The following is a 16835-nucleotide window of genomic DNA, read 5'->3' on the forward strand; positions in this document are numbered from 1 at the left end:
AGCGCTGGGCTGGAGCTGGAACTCACCCGCCGGCAGATCCCGTTCGTGAAGTTCGGCGGCCTCAAGTTCCTGGAATCGGCCCATGTGAAGGACGTGCTGTGCGTGCTGCGCTGGGCCGAGAACCCGCGCAGCCGCATCGCCGGCTTCCGGGTGGCGCAGCTGGTGGCCGGCGTGGGCCCGGCCAACGCGCGCAAGCTGCTCCATGCGCTGGAAGCCGCCGCCGACCCCGCGGCCGCGCTGCTGGCCTGGCGCATGCCGACCGCCGCGCAGGACGATTGGCAGGCCTTTCTGGCGCTGTACGCGCAACTGCAGCAGGCGGGCAGCTGGCCCGCTGACCTGGACGCGGTGCTGCGCTGGTACGAGCCGGTGCTGCTGCGCCTGCACGACGACGCGCCCGCCCGCCAGGCCGACCTGCAGCAGCTGGCCCGCATTGCCGCCGGCCATGCCAGCCGCGAACGCTTCATCACCGAGCTGACGCTGGACCCGCCCGATGCCAGCAGTGACGAAGCCGGCCCGCCGCACCTGGACGAGGACTACCTGATCCTGTCGACCCTGCATTCGGCCAAGGGCCAGGAGTGGGCGGCGGTGCAGATCCTGAACGTGGTGGATGGCTGCATTCCTTCGGAGATGAGCACCCGCGACAGCGCGCAGATCGACGAAGAACGCCGGCTGCTGTACGTGGGCATGACGCGCGCGAAGCAGCACCTCGACCTGCTGGTGCCGCAGCGCTTTTACGTGACCGAGCAGGTCAAGCACGGCGACCGACATGTCTATGCAAGTTTGTCGCGCTTCATCCCCGAGGCCCTGGCCGCCCGCCACTTCGACCGGCTGACGCCGCTGGCCAGCGCCTCGGCCGTGGCGGCGCCTTTGGCGCTGCCGCAACGGGTGGACCTGGGCGGGCGGCTGGCGGGCCGCTGGGGATAACCGGCCGGCGCTACCATCGGCCGCCATGGACATGCAGTACCCCGCCGTGGTGGCTTGGCGGCAGGCCGTCGACAAGGGCGATCTGGGCCTCTGGGACCTCAGGCCCTGCCTGGAGACGGTGCACCATTCGCCCGCCTGGAAGCAGCGGCTGGGCTTTCCGGAACCGCATGCGTCCGACAGCACCCACTTCTGGCGCTGCCGCGTCCACCCCGACGACCTGCCGCCGATGCTGCAGGCCATGCAGGCCCATCTGCGGGGCACGGCCTCGCGCTACGAGGCCACCTTCCGGCTGCGCAGCAACGGCTCGGGCTACCGGCGGCTGCGCTCGCTGGGCCGGGTGGTGCAGTGGGGCCCGGAGGGCCATGCGCTGCGCATCATCGGCACGATGGTGGACCTGACCGAGCGGCCTGCAACGCCCGCCACTGGCCTGCCGGTGGGCCCGCGTGGCCCCACCGCCGGGCAGGCGCTGGACCAGCCCTTCCACCTGCTGCTGGACTCACCCGCGCCGGGCCTGGAGACCGCCCGCGAAGGCGAGCGCCTGCTGGGGCTGGTGGAAGACCTGCTGGCCGATGCGATGCAGCAGCTGGTTCAGCGCTGAGGTGGGCACAAGGGTGAGCGCTGGGGCCAGGCCTGCATCCAGGCCAGCAGCTGCGGCAGCGGCTGCGGGCGCGAGACGTGGTAGCCCTGGATCTCCTGGCAGCCCACCTCGCGCAGCACCGCCAGCTGTTCGGCCGATTCCACGCCTTCCGACACGGTGCGCATGCCCAGCGTGGCGGCCATGCGGGTGATGGTCTGCACGATGGCGCGGGCGTCTTCACGCAGCAGCAGTTCGTTGATGAAGGCGCGGTCGATCTTCAGGGTGTCGAACGGAAAGCGGCGCAGGTAGGCCAGCGACGAATAGCCGGTGCCGAAGTCGTCCAGCGCCACGCGCACCCCCAGGTCGCGCAGCGCCCGCAGCCGCTGCAGCACGCCGTCGATGGCGCCCAGGAAGATGGACTCGGTGATCTCCAGCTCCAGCTGCGCCGCCGGCAGGCCCGTCTCGTGCAGCACTGCGCGCACCCGGTTCACATAGTCTTCGTCGCGCAGCTGGTGGGGCGATACGTTGACCGACACCACCCGGCCTGCCAGTGCACCCGCGCCCGACTGGCAGGCCTGCAGCAGCACCCAGTGGCCGATGGCGTCGATGAGCCCGGTGTGCTCGGCCACCGGGATGAACTCCGACGGCGGCACCTCACCCAGCTCGGGGTGGTGCCAGCGCAGCAAGGCTTCGGCGCCGACGACTTGCCAGTTCCCCAGGTCCACCCGCGGCTGCCAGTGCAGGCTCAGCTGCCCACGTTCCAGCGCATGCTGCAGGCCTTGCTCCAGGTCGCTGCGGCGGCGGCTGCGTGCGCCCAGCGCCGGGGTGTAAGGCATGTAGCGGCCGCGGCCCTCGGCCTTGGCGGCATACAGCGCCATGTCGGCACGCACCAGCAGCGCGTCCACGCTGTCGCCTTGCGCGCTGGGCGCGCTTCGGGCGCTGCCAATGCTGCCGCCCAGGCGCAGCCGACGGCTGCCCAGCACCACCGGCTGCGCCAGCGCCTGCAGCAGGCGCTGCGCCAACGTGACCACCTCGTCCGCGCCGGCCGCCTGCTTCAACACCAGGGCGAACTCGTCACCACCCAGCCGCGCCACCAGATCGCCGGGGCGCACGCACTGCAGCAGCCGCTGGCCGATCACCCGCAGCACCTCGTCGCCGGCCGAGTGGCCCAGGGTGTCGTTCACCGCCTTGAAATGGTCGAGGTCGATGGACAGCAGGGTCACCGGCTCGCCGCGCTGGGCCGCTTCGGCCAGGGCCTGGCGCAAGGTGTGGCGGTTGGCCAGGCCGGTGAGCGAATCGGTATGGGCCAGCTGCTGCAGCTGCATCTGCGCCTGCCGCCGGTCTGTCACGTCGGACACCACGCCGCGCCAGCCCAGGGTGCGGCCGTGTTCGTCGATCACGCGCTTGCCTTGCACCGACAGGTGCCGCAGCCCGCCGTCGGGCCGGCGCAGGGTCAGGCCCACGTCGCGGAACGGGCGGCCGGCGTCCAGCGCGGCGCGCAGGGCGGGCAGGCCCTCCTGCACCCGATCGGCCAGGACGGCCTGCAAGGGCCGGGGGTCGGGCGCGCCGGGTACGTGGCCGAACAGCTCCAGCAGGCGCGGCGAGCCATGGCTGAGCCGGCCCTGTGCATCGGTCTGCCACAAGGCGTCGTCGGCGTTCTGCTCGAAGTCGGCCAGCAGCACGGCCAGCATGCGTTGCTGGCGCTCGGCCTGCGCCCGCGAGCGCAGCAGCGCCACATGCTTGCGCCCGGCCGACTGTGCGCCCAGCGCCAGCACCGGACCGTAGAAGCACATCAGCAGCAGCACGCCGTGGAACACCGGGTCCTTGGCCTGCGGCAGGCTGCCCAGCGCGCCGACGGTGAGCATGCCCGCCCAGGCCAGGCTGGCCAGGGGCAAGGGGCTCAGCACATAAGCGCCCGTGGCCAGCAGGCCGGCGATCAGGGTGCCCATCAGCATCTGCTGGCCGGGGCCGGCGTTGGCGAACCACAGCAGCGGCAGGGCCGACCACAAGCCGGCCAGCAGCAGCGCATGGCCGGTGGCGCGGTGCAGCGAGCGGGCGGATGCGGTGTGTGCCTGCCGGCCCTGGTGGCGCCACCAGGTGGCCATGGCCAGGGCGGCGGTGGCCATCAGCATCAGGTACCACTCCAACAGGCCGGCGGACAGCTGGTCCCGGAAGCTCCACAGCACGATGGTGGCGCAGCCGGCGTTGGTGGCCATCATCGTGGGCGTCAGTCGCGTGACCTCGCCCAGCAGCGCGGCCCGCACCCGGGGCGCTTCCACATCCGCGGCGGTGTAGAGGGCCCGAACATCCCCGAGGGCTTCCTGCCAACGCTGCGGGACCTTCCCGCCCATGAAACTGCACATCTGGCGACTCAAGTGATACATCTGAGAAAGATTGTGCCCCAAGGTTCACCTGGCCGTCGCACCCTACATCCGGCTGCGAAGCTGTCGATGAGCAGTCGGATGTCATCGACAAGGAAGTACCTCATGCAAGCCAAGAAGTTGTCTGTGCGTCTGGCCCTGTCTTTCGGGCTGCTGCTGTTGCTGCTGCTGCTGGTGGCCGGCCTGGGCGTGCAGCGCGCGGCGCAGATCCATGACGCGCTGGAGCGCATCACCGAAGTCAACAACCTGCAGGCCCGGCTTGCGGTGCAGATGCGCATCGCGGTCAACCAGGTGGCCAATTCCACCCGCAACATCCTGCTGCTGACCGATGCGGCGGACGTCCAGGCCGAACTGGCGCGCCTGAAGACCTCGCGCCAGCACTATGACGAAGCCCGGCAGCAGCTGGCTGCCACCTTCACCGGGCCCGGCACCACGCCGCAGGAGAAGGCGCTGCTCGACAAGATCGTGCAGCTGCAGTCGGCGGTGCGGCCGAAGGTGGACCAGGTGCTGCAGCTGGCCCTGAGCCAGCAGGTGCCGCAGGCCATTGCCCTGCTGCTGAAGGAGGTGACGCCGCCCCAGTCGGAGTGGCTGGCCACGCTGGGTGAACTGGCCGACCTGGAAGACAAGTTGAACGCCGAAGACGCCGCCCTGGCGCGCGAGAACTACATCAGCGGACGCAACAGTGCGCTGGCGCTGGCCCTGCTGGCGCTGGTGGTGGGCACGGTGACGGCCGTGCTCATCATCCGCGGCGTGCTGCGCCAGCTGGGCGGCGAGCCCGACGAAGCGGCCACCGTGGTGCGCCGCATCGCCTCGGGCGACCTGTCGCAGCCCATCGTGCTGCGCCCCGGGGATACCGACAGCCTGCTGGCCACGATGCAGCAGATGCAGACCTTCCTGGTGCGGGTGGTCAAGGACATCCGCTCGGGTTCCGAGAGCATTGCCACCGGTTCCAGCCAGATCGCCACCGGCAATGCCGACCTGTCGCAGCGCACCGAAGAGCAGGCCAGCAACCTGCAGCAGACGGCCGCCTCGATGGAGCAGATGAACGCGACGGTCAAGACCAATGCCGACACCGCGCGCCAGGCGTCGCAGCTGTCGGCTTCGGCCAGCGCGGTGGCGCTACAGGGCGGCGAGGTGGTGGGCCGGGTCACGGCCACCATGGGCGAGATCACCGAGGCCAGCAAACGCATCGCCGACATCATCGGCGTGATCGACGGCATCGCCTTCCAGACCAACATCCTGGCGCTGAACGCGGCGGTGGAGGCCGCCCGCGCCGGTGAGCAGGGCCGGGGCTTTGCGGTGGTGGCCGGCGAGGTGCGTTCGCTGGCTTCGCGCAGCGCCGAAGCGGCCAAGGAGATCAAGGGCCTGATCAGCCACAGCGTGCAGACCGTCGAGGCCGGTTCGCAGCTGGTGGGCGAGGCCGGCCGCACCATGGCCGACATCGTGGGCCAGGTGCAGCGGGTGAGCGACCTGCTGGGCGAGATCAGCGCCGCCACGATCGAGCAGACCAGCGGCATCGGCCAGGTGAACGATGCGGTGACCCAGCTCGACCAGGTGACGCAGCAGAACGCCGCGCTGGTGGAAGAAAGCGCCGCCGCCGCCGACAGCCTGCGCCTGCAGGCCGACCGGCTGGTGCAGACGGTGGCCGTCTTCCGCACCACGGAAACCGCTTGACGGCCTAGTACATCGCGCCGCGTGCGGTCACCGGCCACACGGCCTCGACCGTGTCGCCGCGAAAGGCCACCAGCCAGTCGTGCAGGTTGACGGTCGGGTCGCAGTGGCCCGGTATCAGCCGCAGCTTGTCGCCCAGCGCCAGCGGCGCGGCGTCGGCCGTGGTGCTGACGATCACGGTGTGCTCGTCGGAGATGCCCTTGACCTGCCAGCCCGGATGCAGCACCCGCGGCAGGCCGCAATCCACGCCGAAGGCCTTGAGGCCGCCGTCCAGCACCGCCTGGCCGGGCCGCAGGCTGATCACGCTGCACCAGCCGAAGAGGGCCTGGCCCAGCGGTGCGCTGCCTTCGGCCGGCGTGTTGGCGGCGTAGTCCACGTCCATCAGCACATAGCTGCCCGGTTGCAGCTCGGTGTACAGGCCCGAGGCGGCTTCCAGCGCATAGGTGCCGGTGCCCGCGCCGGTGACGGTGGCGCAGGGCAGGCCCGCGGCGGCCAGCGCGGCCACGGCCTCGCGCGCACGCGCGGCCGCGCCGGCAATGGCGGCCCGCCGTTCGGCCGGGCTGCGCAGGTGCTGCGCACCGCCGTGGTAGGCATGCAGCCCCGCAAAGCGCAGCCCGGGCGCGGCCGCGGCAATGGCCTGCGCCAGCGCCACCGCATCGGCCGCGCTGGTCACGCCGCAGCGGCCCTGGCCCACGTCCAGCTCCACCAACACGTCTAGACAAGTGCCGGCCGCCTGCGTGGCCTCGGCCAGCTGCTGCACCTGCAGCGGATGGTCGGCGCACACCCCCAGCCGGATGCGGCCGGCCAGCTGCGCGGCGCGCCGGGCCTTGGCCATGCCCACCAGTTCGTTGGTCACCAGGATGTCGTCGATGCCGGCGGCGGCCAGCGCCTCGGCCTCACCCAGCTTCTGGCAGCACACGCCCTGGGCGCCGGCGGCGATCTGGCGCTGCGCCAGCGCGGCGCACTTGTGGGCCTTGGCATGCGGTCGCACCCGCACACCGGCCTGGTGGGCATCGCCATGCACGCGTGCGATGTTGGCGTCCATCACGTCCAGGTCGACCAGCAGCGCGGGCGTGTCGACCTCGGCCAAAGGGCGGCCGGCCTGGGCCGGTGCCGCGGGCACGGTGCGGGGTGGCGTTACAGCCTGGGACGAAGCGGCGGTGTTCATGCGGCCATTGTGTGTCGCGGCGGCGTGGCGGCGGGCCCGGTACTTGCAAACCCCGCTGACCCCGGCCCGCGTGGCCGCTATGCTGTACCAGGCCATCCGTTGCGGGCCGCTGCCGTGAACACCCGATTCCTTGAAACGCTTGTCGTGCTGGCGCGTGTGCGCAGCTTCCGTGAAACCGCGCAGGTGCTCAATGCCACGCAGGCGGCCATCTCGCAGCGCATCGCCAGCCTGGAAGACGAGCTGGGCACCGAGCTGGTGGACCGCAGCTCGCGCCGCCTGGTGCTCACCCAGGCCGGCGAAAAGGTGGCCCGCCATGCGCAGCGCATCCTGCAGCTGGAACGCGAGCTGGTGCACAGCACCCGGCCCGATGCACCGCCCGCCGGCCGTGTGCGCATCGGCACCATCGAGTCGGTGGTGCATACCTGGCTGTCGCCTCTGATCCGGCTGCTGGCCGAGCGGCACCCGCAGGTGAACCCCGACATCACGGTGGACACGGCGCGCAACCTGCAGGACCAGTTCCGCCAGCGCAAGCTCGACCTGATGATCCAGAACGACCCCTATGCCGAAGCGGTGGGCACCCTGGACTACAGCGTGACGCCGCTGTGCGAATTTCCGCTGCGCTGGGTGGGCCGGCCCGACCTGGTGCCGGCTTCGGGCATCGTCACCATCGAAGACCTGGAACGGGTGCCGGTGCTCACCTTCAGCAAGACCAGCAGCCCGCAGGCGCATGTGCGGGCCCTCTTCATCGACCGCGACGTGGAGCCGCGGGTGTGCAGCTTTCCGTCGGTGGAATCGATCATCCAGCTGGTGCGCGACGGCTACGGCATCGCGGCGATACCACCGGTGTTCGTGCACGACCAGCTGCAGCGGCGCGAGCTGTTCCAGTGCGACGGGCCCCGCCTGCCGCCGATGGCCATCACGGCCATCAGCGAGCGGGGCGCCTGCTCGGCCGTGCGCGAGACGCAGGCCGTGGTGTGCGAGGTGGTGACCCGCTACTGCGAGCGGGTGGGCCCGGAATGGGCCCGGCCACTCACGTCGGTTCCTTGATGCTGCAGTTGGCGTCGGAGTAGGGCCCCGACACCTTCACCCAGTTGGCGTCCACCGCCTCCGGGTTGCACATCGTCTTGCCGGTGGTCTTGTGCTTCCACACGAAGTACAGGCTGGGTTGCGCGGTCGCGGTGCCGGCGATGCCGGCCAGCGCCAGCGCGGCGGTGGCGAGGGTGAGCTTGAGGTTCATGGCTGGTCCTTGTGCAGGGTGTGGTGCGGCGCAGGCCTCACTTGTAGATCAGCGAGTTGCCGACCACGGTGAGCAGGGCCTTGCCCTGGGCGACGATGGCGGTGCGGTAGGCCTCGAAGCGGGCGTCGGTCATCGCGTTGTCGTCGCGGGTGCCGCCGCCGGTGTTGGCCGTGCCGCCGAAGAAGTTGGTCATCACCGGCACGTGGATATGGCCGGCCGGAATGTCCAGGCGGAAGGTGTCGCGCAGCAGCGTGTTGCGGTAGGCACTTTCGTTGGACAGGTAGTCGCCGCCGCCGCCCTGGCGCGAGCAGGTGGCCAGGCTGGGTGCCACCACGGTGCTCACGTCGGGCATCAGGTTCATCACGCCGTTGGAAGGCACGCTGACCGTGGCCACATCGTTGCAGTCGGGGAAGTAGGCGTAGTTGGTGTGCCAGGTGACGTTGAAGCCTTCGGTGCCTTCGCTGGTGGCGCCCGGCGGGCGGGCGATGCCCGTCTGCGTGCGGCCGGTGACCATGGCCGGCATCGGCAGCGAAGCGGTGGTGAACTGCGGCGGGTAGTCCTTCATCCAGGCGGTGGCGGCGTCGTAGCCCAGCCAGCGCTGCGGCGGGTTGATGTTGCAGCCCGAGCCTGCCAGCGTGATGGGCGCGGCCCCCGGCGTGGTGACGGTGCCGATGGGCAGCACGTAGCTGGGCAGCCGGGTGGCGCCGGCCGGGCAGTACACGATGCCGTCGTTGCCCGCTGACGAGCCGTGGAAGCGGCCGTTCCACTGCTCCAGGTTGAACACGTTGGCACTGCCCTGGCTCATGGTGATGGAGGCATCCACCCGCTTGGGGCCGGGCTGGAAGTAAGGCGCCAGCGTGTCTTCCTGCATGCCCTTGTTGAAGGGGTCGTAGCTCACCGGCAGGATGTAGGCCTCCACGTGCATCACGCTGCCGTCGGCCAGCGTCACCTCCTTGCCGTCCATCTCCAGCGCGGTGGCGCCTGAAGGATTGCCGTTGCGCAGGCCGGTGTTGGGCGTGCCCGGCACGCCCAGCGTGAAGGTGTCGAAGCCGCTGAGGATCATGCGGCGGTACTTCTTGCCCGAAGGGGCATTGCCTTCGGGCAGGTTGATGTCGTACTGCCCGCGCGAGGCACGTTCGAGCTGCCATTGCAGGTCGTCGGTCTCGGCGGCGGTCATCGCGAAGGCGGGCTTCCACTGCCGCAGCGCCTTGGTCATCTGCACGCGGGCCCAGTACAGCATGCGGTCGTCGCTGTTGGGCAGCACGCTGCCCGCGGGCGAGGCACGGCGGCCCTGCACGCGGTCGACCGCGGCCTTCCACAGCGCCAGGCCTTCGGCCTTGACCAGGTCCACCGCCTGCGCGTAGCTGGTGACGGTGGTGGTGCCGCCGGCGCCGCACAGCTTGGTGGCAAAGGCCGGCGCAAAGCTGTCGAAGCCGGTGTCCTTGAGGATGCGGTCGGCCAGCGGCGTGGCATTGCTGCCCACCACGTTGGCGCCGCTGAAGGGCAGCGGCGTCTGCAGCCGCTGTTCTTCGTAGGCCAGGGCCACGCTGGTGTCCACGCTGCAGGCCACGGTGGGTGCGGGGGCGGGCGGCGGCGGGGCGGTGGTGTCGTCGCCATCGTCGCTGCCGCCGCAGGCGGCCAGCAGCACGGCGGCCGCCAGCGCGGTGAGGTGGGGGGTGAGGTGCGGGGTGAAGGGGGCCTGCAGCCGCGCGTTCCTGGGCGCGGGGCGGGGCGAGGGTGGGGCTTGCAACATCGTGACTCCTACTGGCATTTGCTTCGACTACTTGTCGGCGCGGCGCGCCGATCTCCTGCAACGCGGGTCGTGGTGGTCAATCGATACGCAGTCCCTCCCCTGAACCTGGGTGCGGGCGCGGGCTATGAAGCCAGCACCACCAGCACCTGGTCCTCTTCCACCATGTCGCCTTCGGCCACATGGACGGCCTGCACGGTGCCGGCGCAGGGCGCGGGCAGCGGGATTTCCATCTTCATCGACTCCACCACCAGCAAGGTGTCGCCTTCGGCCACGGCCTGGCCGGCCACGGCTTCGATCTTCCAGATGCGGCCGCTGACGTCGGCCTTGACTCGGGTTTCAGGCACGGTGGCTCTCCTGGGTGGGGGCGGCGCCGGGCGCCTGCAGCTGCACGCCATCGGCCTGCAGCGCTGCGCGCAAGGTCTGCGCGAATTCAAGGGCGCCGGGCTGGTCGCCGTGGATGCACAAGGTGTCGGCGCGCAGGGGCACGCTGTTGCCGCTGAGCGCGGTGACCGAGCCGGCCAGCATCTGACGCACCTGGGCCAGCGCCTGGCCGGCGTCTTCGATCATGGCGCCGGGCGTGCCGCGCGGCGACAGGCTGCCGTCGTCCTGGTAGCTGCGGTCGGCAAACACCTCGGAAGCGGCGCGCAGGCCGATGGCTTCGGCGGCGCGGATCATCTCGCTGCCTGCCAGGCCGAAGAACACCAGCGTCGGGTTCACGTCGCGCACGGCCTGCACCAGCGCATCGGCCAGCTTGCGGTCCTTGGCGGCCATGTTGTAGAGCGCGCCATGCGGCTTGACGTGGTTGAGCCGGCCGCCGGCTGCCTGGGCAAAGCCCATCAGCGCGCCCACCTGGTACACCGTCATCGCATAGGCGTCGGCCGGCGAGACCTGCATCACCCGCCGGCCGAAGCCTTGCAGGTCGGGCAGGCTGGGATGCGCGCCCACCTTCACGCCCTTGGCCAGCGCCGCCCCCACCACGCGCCGCATGGTGGGCGGATCGCCCGCATGAAAGCCGCAGGCGATGTTGGCCGAGGTGACGTGGTCGAGGATGGCGATGTCGTTGCCCATGGTGTAGGCGCCGAAGCCTTCGCCCATGTCGCAGTTCAGGTCCAGGGTGGGGGTCATGCGGGTTCTCCGGCGGTGCCGATCAGCTGCGCCTGCAGCGCCTGCAGCAGTTGCTCGCGCTCCAGGTGCAGGGCCTGCGCCTCGGCCAGCGTGATGGGCACGAAGCGCAGCGCCTGCTTGGGGGCCAGCTGGGCCAGCAGCGGCAGGTCGACGCTGGCCACGTGGGCGATCTTGGGATAGCCGCCGGCGCTTTGCCGCTCGGCCATCAGCACGATGGGCTGGCCGTCGGGCGGCACCTGCACGGTGCCGAAGGCCACGCCTTCGGAAATCAGCTCGGGCCCCGGCAGCCGCGGCAGCGCCGGGCCTTCCAGCCGGTAGCCCATGCGGTCGGATTGCGGGCTGAGGCGGTACACCGCGGCGGCCATCTGCGCCAGCGCTTCGGCGCTGAAGAGGTGCGCATGCTCGCCGGGCACCACGCGCACCGGCGTCACCGCCTCGGCGGCGGCCAGCGGCACCGGCACCGCCAGGTCGCCCGGCAGGGCGGCCGGTGCCAGCGGGCGCGGCGCAGGGCCGATGGGCAGCACATCGCCCTTGCGCAGCGCGCGGCCGGCAAAGCCGCCGAAGCCGCCGCGCACGAAGGTGCTGCGGCTGCCCATCACCGGCGCCACCGCAAAGCCGCCCTGCACCGCCAGGTAGCAGCGCAGGCCGTTGATGCGCTTGCCGAAGTCCAGCTGCGTGCCGGCGGGCAGGTGGACGCGCTCATACATGGGCAGCGGCTCGCCGCCCACTTGAGCCGACAAGTCGGCCCCGCACAGTGCGATGCAGGCTGCCTGCTCGAAGCGCAGGCAGGGGCCCATCAGCAGGATCTCCAGCGTGGCCTCGTCCTCGGCATTGCCGGCCAGCAGGTTGGCCACGCGGTGCGAGAAGTCGTCCATCGCGCCGCCCACCGGCACGCCGTAGCGCTGCCAGCCCCAGCGGCCGCGGTCCTGCAGCTGCGTCTGCGCGCCGGGCTTGATCACGGTGATGCCGCTCATGCCGCCTCCGTGGTCAGCAGGTGCCGGTAGGTGGCCTCGTCGATCGGCACGAAGCGGATCGCATCGCCCGGGCCCAGCAGGCAGGGCGGCTCGGTGCCCGCGTCGAACAGCTTGAGCGGCGTGCGGCCGATGATGTTCCAGCCGCCGGGCGTGTCCAGCGGGTAGATGCAGGTCTGGTCGCGCGCGATGGCCACCGAGCCCGGCGGCACCGAGGTGCGCGGCGTGGTGCGGCGCGGCATCTGCAACGCCGGGTCCAGCCCGCCGATGAACGGAAAGCCCGGCGCAAAGCCCAGCATGTACACCACGTGCGGCGATGCGCCGTGGCGGCGGATCACTTCGTCGGTGGGCAGGCCGCGCTGGCGCGCCACGTCGTCCAGGTCGGGGCCGGCCTCGCCGCCGTACCACACCGGCACCTCGAAGCTGCGGGCCGGGGTGGCCTGGGCATCGAGGTCCATCTCCAGCCGCTGCAACAGCTGCAGGCGCAGGCGGTCATGCGGCGTGCCGCCGCTGCCGGGCACCTGCTCGGGCCGGTAGTGCAGCGTCACGGTGCTGAAGGCGGGCACCACGTCGTGCACAGCGCGCAGCGGGTGCTGCAGCAGGTGGTTCACGAAGGCATGCACCCGGTGGCTGATGCGCAGGTCCACGCTGTCGCCGAAGCCCACCAGCAGCGCGCTGTCGCCCACCGGCTCGATGCGCCAGCCGGCCATCACAGCGCTCCTTCGGGCGTGGGCATGGCGGCCACCAGCTCGGCCTGCTGGCGCTGCACCCAGCCGGTGTCCACGCGGCCGGCGCGGAAGTCCGCATGCGCCACCACCGCCTGCAGGAAAGGCAGGTTGTGCCGCAGGCCGCCCACCTCGCTGGCGGCAAGGGCTTCGGCCAGGCGGGTGAGGGCGGCTGCACGCGACTCGCCCCAGACGATGAGCTTGGCGATCATCGGGTCGTAGTACGGGGTGATGCGGTCGCCTTCGCGCACGCCGGTGTCCACCCGCACATCGGCCATCTGCTGCGGCAGTGCAAAGCGGCTGAGCAGGCCCGGCGAAGGCATGAAGTTGCGCGCCGGGTTCTCGGCATACAGCCGGCATTCGATGGCGGCGCCGCGCGGCACGATGTCGGCCTGCGCCACCGGCGTGAAGCTGCCTGCGGCCAGGCGGATCTGCGCCTGCACCAGGTCCCAGCCGGTCACCATCTCGGTCACCGGATGCTCGACCTGGATGCGGGTGTTCATCTCCAGGAAGAAGAAGTCCAGCGTGTCGGCATCGACGATGAATTCCACCGTGCCCGGGCCGCGGTAGCGCTGGTGCTCGGCCAGGGACACGGCGGCGGCCGCCATGCGCTGGCGCAGCGCGTCGGGCAGGCCGGGGGCGGGGCTTTCTTCCACGATCTTCTGGAAGCGGCGCTGCACCGAGCATTCACGCTCGTGCAGGTGCACCGCGGTGCCGTCGCCATGGCCGAAGACCTGGATCTCGATGTGCCGGGCGCGTGGCACCAGGCGCTCCAGGTACACCGTGCCGTCCTTGAAGGCCTTGTCGGCCAGCTGCTGGGTGGCACCCACCGCGGCCAGCAGCTGGTCAGGTGCGTCGACCCGGCGCATGCCGATGCCGCCGCCACCGCCGGTGGCCTTGACCAGCAAGGGGTAGCCCACGTCGGCGGCCGCCTGCTCGATGCCCTCGAGCGCGCCCAGTGCAAAGCGGCGGCTGCCCGGCAGCACCGGCACGCCAGCCGCCTCGGCGATGGCGCGGGCGCGCTGCTTGTCGCCCATGTCCTCGATGCTGGCGGGCCGCGGGCCGATCCAGCTGATGCCGGCGGCTTCGGCCGCGCGGGCAAAGGCCGTGTTCTCCGACAGGAAGCCGTAGCCCGGGTGCACCGCGTCGGCGCCGTGCGTGCGGGCGGCCTGCAGGATGCGGTCGGCGTCCAGGTAGCTTTGCGCCGCCGGTGCGGGGCCGATGGCTTCGGCCGCGTCGGCCATCTGCACATGCAGGGCCTGGGCATCGGCCTCGGAGTACACGGCCACCGTCTGCAGGCCCAGGGCCCGGGCGGCGCGGATGATGCGGCAGGCGATCTCGCCGCGGTTGGCGATGAGGATGCGTTTCATGGGGGTCGAGAAGGGTGGGTCAGCCCATGGCGCCGGGCAGCACCATCACGATCTGCGGGAACACGGTGATGAGCACCGTGGCCACCACCAGCAGCAGGAAAAACGGCAGCGCCATGCGCGCCAGCGTGAACAGCTGCAGCCCGGTGATGCCCTGGATGACGAACAGGTTGAAGCCCACCGGCGGCGTGATCTGCGCCATCTCCACCACCAGGATCAGGTAGATGCCGAACCACAGCGGGTCGATGCCGGCGGCCTGCACCGCGGGCATCAGCACCGCGCTGGTGAGCACGACGATGGAGATGCCGTCGAGGAAGCAGCCCAGCAGCACGAAGAACACCGTGAGCACCGCCAGCAGCCCGTAGGCCGACAGGCCCAGCGACGAGATCCAGGCCGCGACGTTGGCCGGCAGGCCGGTGAAGCTCATCGCGCTGGTGAGGTAGGCCGCACCCAGCAGGATGAAGGTGATCATGCAGCTGGTGCGGGCCGCGCCCATCAGGCTGGCCACGAAGCTGGCGCGGTTGAGCGAGCCGCCCAGCCCGGCGATCAGCAGCGAGCCGATGACGCCGATGGCGGCCGCCTCGGTGGCGGTGGCCACGCCGGCATAGATGGAGCCGATGACCCCGGCGATGAGCAGCCCCACCGGCGCCAGCAGCCGCAGCCGCGCAAAGCGCTGGCCCCAGGACACGGTTTCTTCTTCTTTGGGTATCTGGTCGGGGTGCCGCCAGGCCCACAGCGCGATGTAGCCCGAGAACAGCAGCATCAGCAGCATGCCGGGCAGGATGCCGGCGGTGAACAGCTTGACGATGGACACCTGCGCCGCCACGCCGTAGACGATCATCACGATGGAAGGCGGGATCAGCAGCCCCAGCGTGCCCGCACCGGCCAGCGAGCCCACCGCGATGCCTTGCGCATACCCGCGCGATTGCAGCTCGGGCAGCGAGATCTTGCCGATGGTGGCCGCGGTGGCGGCCGACGAGCCGCTGACCGCCGCGAAGATGCCGCAGCCCAGCACGTTGACGTGCAGCAGCCGGCCGGGCAGCTTCTGCACCCAGGGCCCCAGGCCCGAGAACATGTCTTCGGCCAGCCGCGTGCGGTACAGGATCTCGCCCATCCAGATGAACAGCGGCAGCGCGGTGAGTGCCCAGCTGGCGGTGGAGCTCCAGCCGGTGGTGGCGAACAGCACCCCGGGCGGCGCCGAGGTGAACAGCATCAGCCCGGCCAGGCCGCAGGCGATGAGGGCCAGCGCCACCCACACACCCAGGCCCAATAGCAGGAACAGCACCGCCATCAGCACGGCGGCTTGCGCAAGATCGCTCACGGGGCGGCCTCTTGTAGAAGGATGAAAAGCGCTATTCGGTGCGCGCCACGTCGGCGCCGGCATCGGGCAGCGGCCGGCCGGTGATGCAGCGCAGCAGGCGGTCGGCCAGCATCAGCGCCAGCAGCGCCATGCCCACCGCCATCGACAGCTGCGGAATCCACAGCGGCACCTTCACCATGCCCTGCGCCACTTCGTCGAACTGCCACGAGTCGTAGACGAACATCGTGGTGTGGAAGGCCGCCCAGCCCGCCAGCGCCACGCCGATGGCCGAGGCCAGCAGCTCGAAGGCCTTGTGCAAGGTCTTGGGCAGGAACTGCAGCACCAGCGTCACGCGGATGTGATCACCATGCCGCATGGCATACGGCAGCGCCAGGAAGGCGCTGGCGGCCATGGCCCAGGCCGCGAAGTCGTCGGCCGCGGGAATCTGCTGGCCGGCCAGCCGGGCCACGATCTGCGCGGTGATCACCACGCCGATGGCGGCCAGCGATACCGCCGAAGCAGCGCCCGAGAGGCGGGCCAGTCGGTCGAGCAGGGACATGGCGGGCTCAGCGGCGGTAGGCTTCCAGCACTTTGGCGCCGTCGGGGCCGGCCTTCTTCAGCCATTCGTCGGCCATGGTCTCGCCGATCTTCTTCAGCTCGGGCGCCATCGCCGGCGGCACCGGGTGCACGGTGATGCCCTTGCTGGCCAGCGTCTGCGTCAGCTTGGCGGTGAGTTCACGGCCCATCTGCCAGCCGCGGGCTTCAGCCTTCTTGCCGGCGTCCATCACGGCCTGGCGCTGCTCGGCCGGCAGCGCCATCAGCGCGCGCTTGTTGGCGATGACGATGGCCTGCGGAATGAAGGCCTGCACGTCGTAGTAGTGCTTGACGTAGTCCCAGGCCTGGGTGTCCACGCCGGTGGCCGGCGAGGTGATCATCATGTCGATCACGCCGGTGGAAAAGGCCTGCGGCACCTCGGCCGTCTGGATGGTGGTGGGCACCGCGCCCATCAGCGTGACCATGCGGCTGGTGGAGGCGCTGTAGGCGCGAAAGCGCGCGCCTTTCAGGTCGGCCACGGTGTTGACCGGCGTCTTGGTGTAGATGCCTTGCGGCGGCCACGGCGCGCCATACACCAGCACCACGCCCTGCTTGTCCAGCCGCTGCGCGATCTGCTCGCGTGCGGCCTTCCACAGCTTCTCGGTGGCGTCGAAGGAGTTGGCCAGGAAGGGCACGCTGTCGATCTCGAACATCGGGTCTTCATTGCCCAGGGCCGACATCAGGAACTCGCCGATGGGCACGATGCCCTGCTGCACGCCGCGCTTCACTTCGGGGCGCTTGAGCAGCACGCTGTTGCTCTGCACCTTGAACTCGAGCTGGCCGTTGGTGGCTGCCTTCACCTCGTCGGCGAACTGGCGCACGTTCTGCGTCAGGTAGTTGGCATCGGGCTGCTCGGCCGACAGGTTCCAGGTGGCGGCCTGGGAGGCCAGGGTGCACAGCGCAGCGGCGGTGGCAACGATCAGGCGTTTCATCGGTGTCGTCCTCGTCAAGAAGGTGGGCTTGCGAGCGACTGTCGGGCAAGGGCTGGGCAGCGTCCAACGAGAAATGTTTAAGGGCGATGACAAGTTTTGGTGATGCTGGG

16 protein-coding genes are annotated in these 16835 nt (G+C 70.7%); 4 read left to right on the forward strand and 12 right to left on the reverse strand.

Annotation, left to right across the window (positions count from 1 at the left end):
* Positions 1 to 924: ATP-dependent helicase (locus ABNT58_RS04190; protein ID WP_348752254.1), on the forward strand; the 924-nt coding region annotated here is incomplete at its 5' end.
* 25 nt (positions 925 to 949) lie between these two features.
* On the forward strand, positions 950 to 1522 hold the full coding sequence (locus ABNT58_RS04195) for a PAS domain-containing protein (RefSeq protein ID WP_348752255.1): 573 nt from the start codon (positions 950 to 952) through the stop codon (positions 1520 to 1522).
* Here ABNT58_RS04195 and ABNT58_RS04200 read toward each other — a convergent pair.
* Positions 1513 to 3852, reverse strand: coding sequence for an EAL domain-containing protein (locus ABNT58_RS04200; RefSeq protein ID WP_348752256.1), 2340 nt, complete (start codon positions 3850 to 3852; stop codon positions 1513 to 1515). The two genes, ABNT58_RS04195 and ABNT58_RS04200, sit on opposite strands and share 10 nt — an antisense overlap.
* 135 nt (positions 3853 to 3987) lie before the next feature.
* On the opposite strand from ABNT58_RS04200, the gene ABNT58_RS04205 reads away from it, so the two are divergent.
* The gene (locus tag ABNT58_RS04205) at positions 3988 to 5556 is read left to right on the forward strand and encodes a methyl-accepting chemotaxis protein (RefSeq protein ID WP_348752257.1); all 1569 of its coding nucleotides are present in this window, start codon (positions 3988 to 3990) and stop codon (positions 5554 to 5556) included.
* A 4-nt stretch (positions 5557 to 5560) separates the two neighbouring features.
* Here the strand turns inward: ABNT58_RS04205 and ABNT58_RS04210 are convergent, their stop codons facing one another.
* Entirely contained in the window at positions 5561 to 6721 is a 1161-nt protein-coding gene (locus tag ABNT58_RS04210) for a DSD1 family PLP-dependent enzyme (RefSeq protein WP_348752258.1), read from the reverse strand.
* Between the two features lie 114 nt (positions 6722 to 6835).
* On the opposite strand from ABNT58_RS04210, the gene ABNT58_RS04215 reads away from it, so the two are divergent.
* Positions 6836 to 7768 carry a LysR family transcriptional regulator gene (locus tag ABNT58_RS04215; protein ID WP_348752259.1) on the forward strand — a complete coding sequence of 311 codons (933 nt, stop codon included), beginning with the start codon at positions 6836 to 6838 and terminating at the stop codon, positions 7766 to 7768.
* Here ABNT58_RS04215 and ABNT58_RS04220 read toward each other — a convergent pair.
* The 10 genes from ABNT58_RS04220 to ABNT58_RS04265 all read right to left on the reverse strand — a co-directional run bounded on the left by ABNT58_RS04220 (position 7752) and on the right by ABNT58_RS04265 (position 16725).
* Positions 7752 to 7958 carry a hypothetical protein gene (locus ABNT58_RS04220; RefSeq protein WP_348752260.1) on the reverse strand — a complete coding sequence of 69 codons (207 nt, stop codon included), beginning with the start codon at positions 7956 to 7958 and terminating at the stop codon, positions 7752 to 7754. The two genes, ABNT58_RS04215 and ABNT58_RS04220, sit on opposite strands and share 17 nt — an antisense overlap.
* Positions 7959 to 7995: 37 nt before the next feature.
* Positions 7996 to 9711: a hypothetical protein gene (locus ABNT58_RS04225; RefSeq protein ID WP_348752261.1), complete on the reverse strand. Its 1716-nt coding sequence runs from the start codon at positions 9709 to 9711 to the stop codon at positions 7996 to 7998.
* Positions 9712 to 9833: 122 nt separating this feature from the next.
* The gene (locus tag ABNT58_RS04230; protein ID WP_348752262.1) at positions 9834 to 10055 is read right to left on the reverse strand and encodes an acetyl-CoA carboxylase biotin carboxyl carrier protein subunit; all 222 of its coding nucleotides are present in this window, start codon (positions 10053 to 10055) and stop codon (positions 9834 to 9836) included.
* Positions 10048 to 10836, reverse strand: coding sequence for a 5-oxoprolinase subunit PxpA (locus ABNT58_RS04235; protein WP_348752263.1), 789 nt, complete (start codon positions 10834 to 10836; stop codon positions 10048 to 10050). The genes ABNT58_RS04230 and ABNT58_RS04235 overlap by 8 nt, the downstream gene beginning before the upstream one ends.
* Complete coding sequence (locus ABNT58_RS04240) at positions 10833 to 11810, reverse strand: biotin-dependent carboxyltransferase family protein (protein ID WP_348752264.1); 978 nt, start codon at positions 11808 to 11810, stop codon at positions 10833 to 10835. Before ABNT58_RS04240 ends, ABNT58_RS04235 begins: the two co-directional genes overlap by 4 nt.
* Positions 11807 to 12517: a 5-oxoprolinase subunit PxpB gene (pxpB, locus tag ABNT58_RS04245; protein ID WP_348752265.1), complete on the reverse strand. Its 711-nt coding sequence runs from the start codon at positions 12515 to 12517 to the stop codon at positions 11807 to 11809. Before pxpB ends, ABNT58_RS04240 begins: the two co-directional genes overlap by 4 nt.
* Complete coding sequence (locus ABNT58_RS04250; RefSeq protein ID WP_348752266.1) at positions 12517 to 13902, reverse strand: biotin carboxylase N-terminal domain-containing protein; 1386 nt, start codon at positions 13900 to 13902, stop codon at positions 12517 to 12519. The genes pxpB and ABNT58_RS04250 overlap by 1 nt, the downstream gene beginning before the upstream one ends.
* A 19-nt stretch (positions 13903 to 13921) precedes the next feature.
* On the reverse strand, positions 13922 to 15220 hold the full coding sequence (locus ABNT58_RS04255) for a TRAP transporter large permease subunit (protein WP_348752267.1): 1299 nt from the start codon (positions 15218 to 15220) through the stop codon (positions 13922 to 13924).
* Between the two features lie 31 nt (positions 15221 to 15251).
* Positions 15252 to 15758 (reverse strand): TRAP transporter small permease, encoded by a 507-nt coding sequence (locus ABNT58_RS04260; protein ID WP_348752268.1) that lies wholly within the window; start codon positions 15756 to 15758, stop codon positions 15252 to 15254.
* A gap of 7 nt (positions 15759 to 15765) precedes the next feature.
* Positions 15766 to 16725, reverse strand: coding sequence for a TRAP transporter substrate-binding protein (locus ABNT58_RS04265; protein ID WP_348752269.1), 960 nt, complete (start codon positions 16723 to 16725; stop codon positions 15766 to 15768).
* Positions 16726 to 16835 lie beyond the last annotated feature (110 nt).

It is taken from the genome of uncultured Aquincola sp. (genome assembly GCF_964001545.1).
Lineage (GTDB): Bacteria > Pseudomonadota > Gammaproteobacteria > Burkholderiales > Burkholderiaceae_C > Aquincola.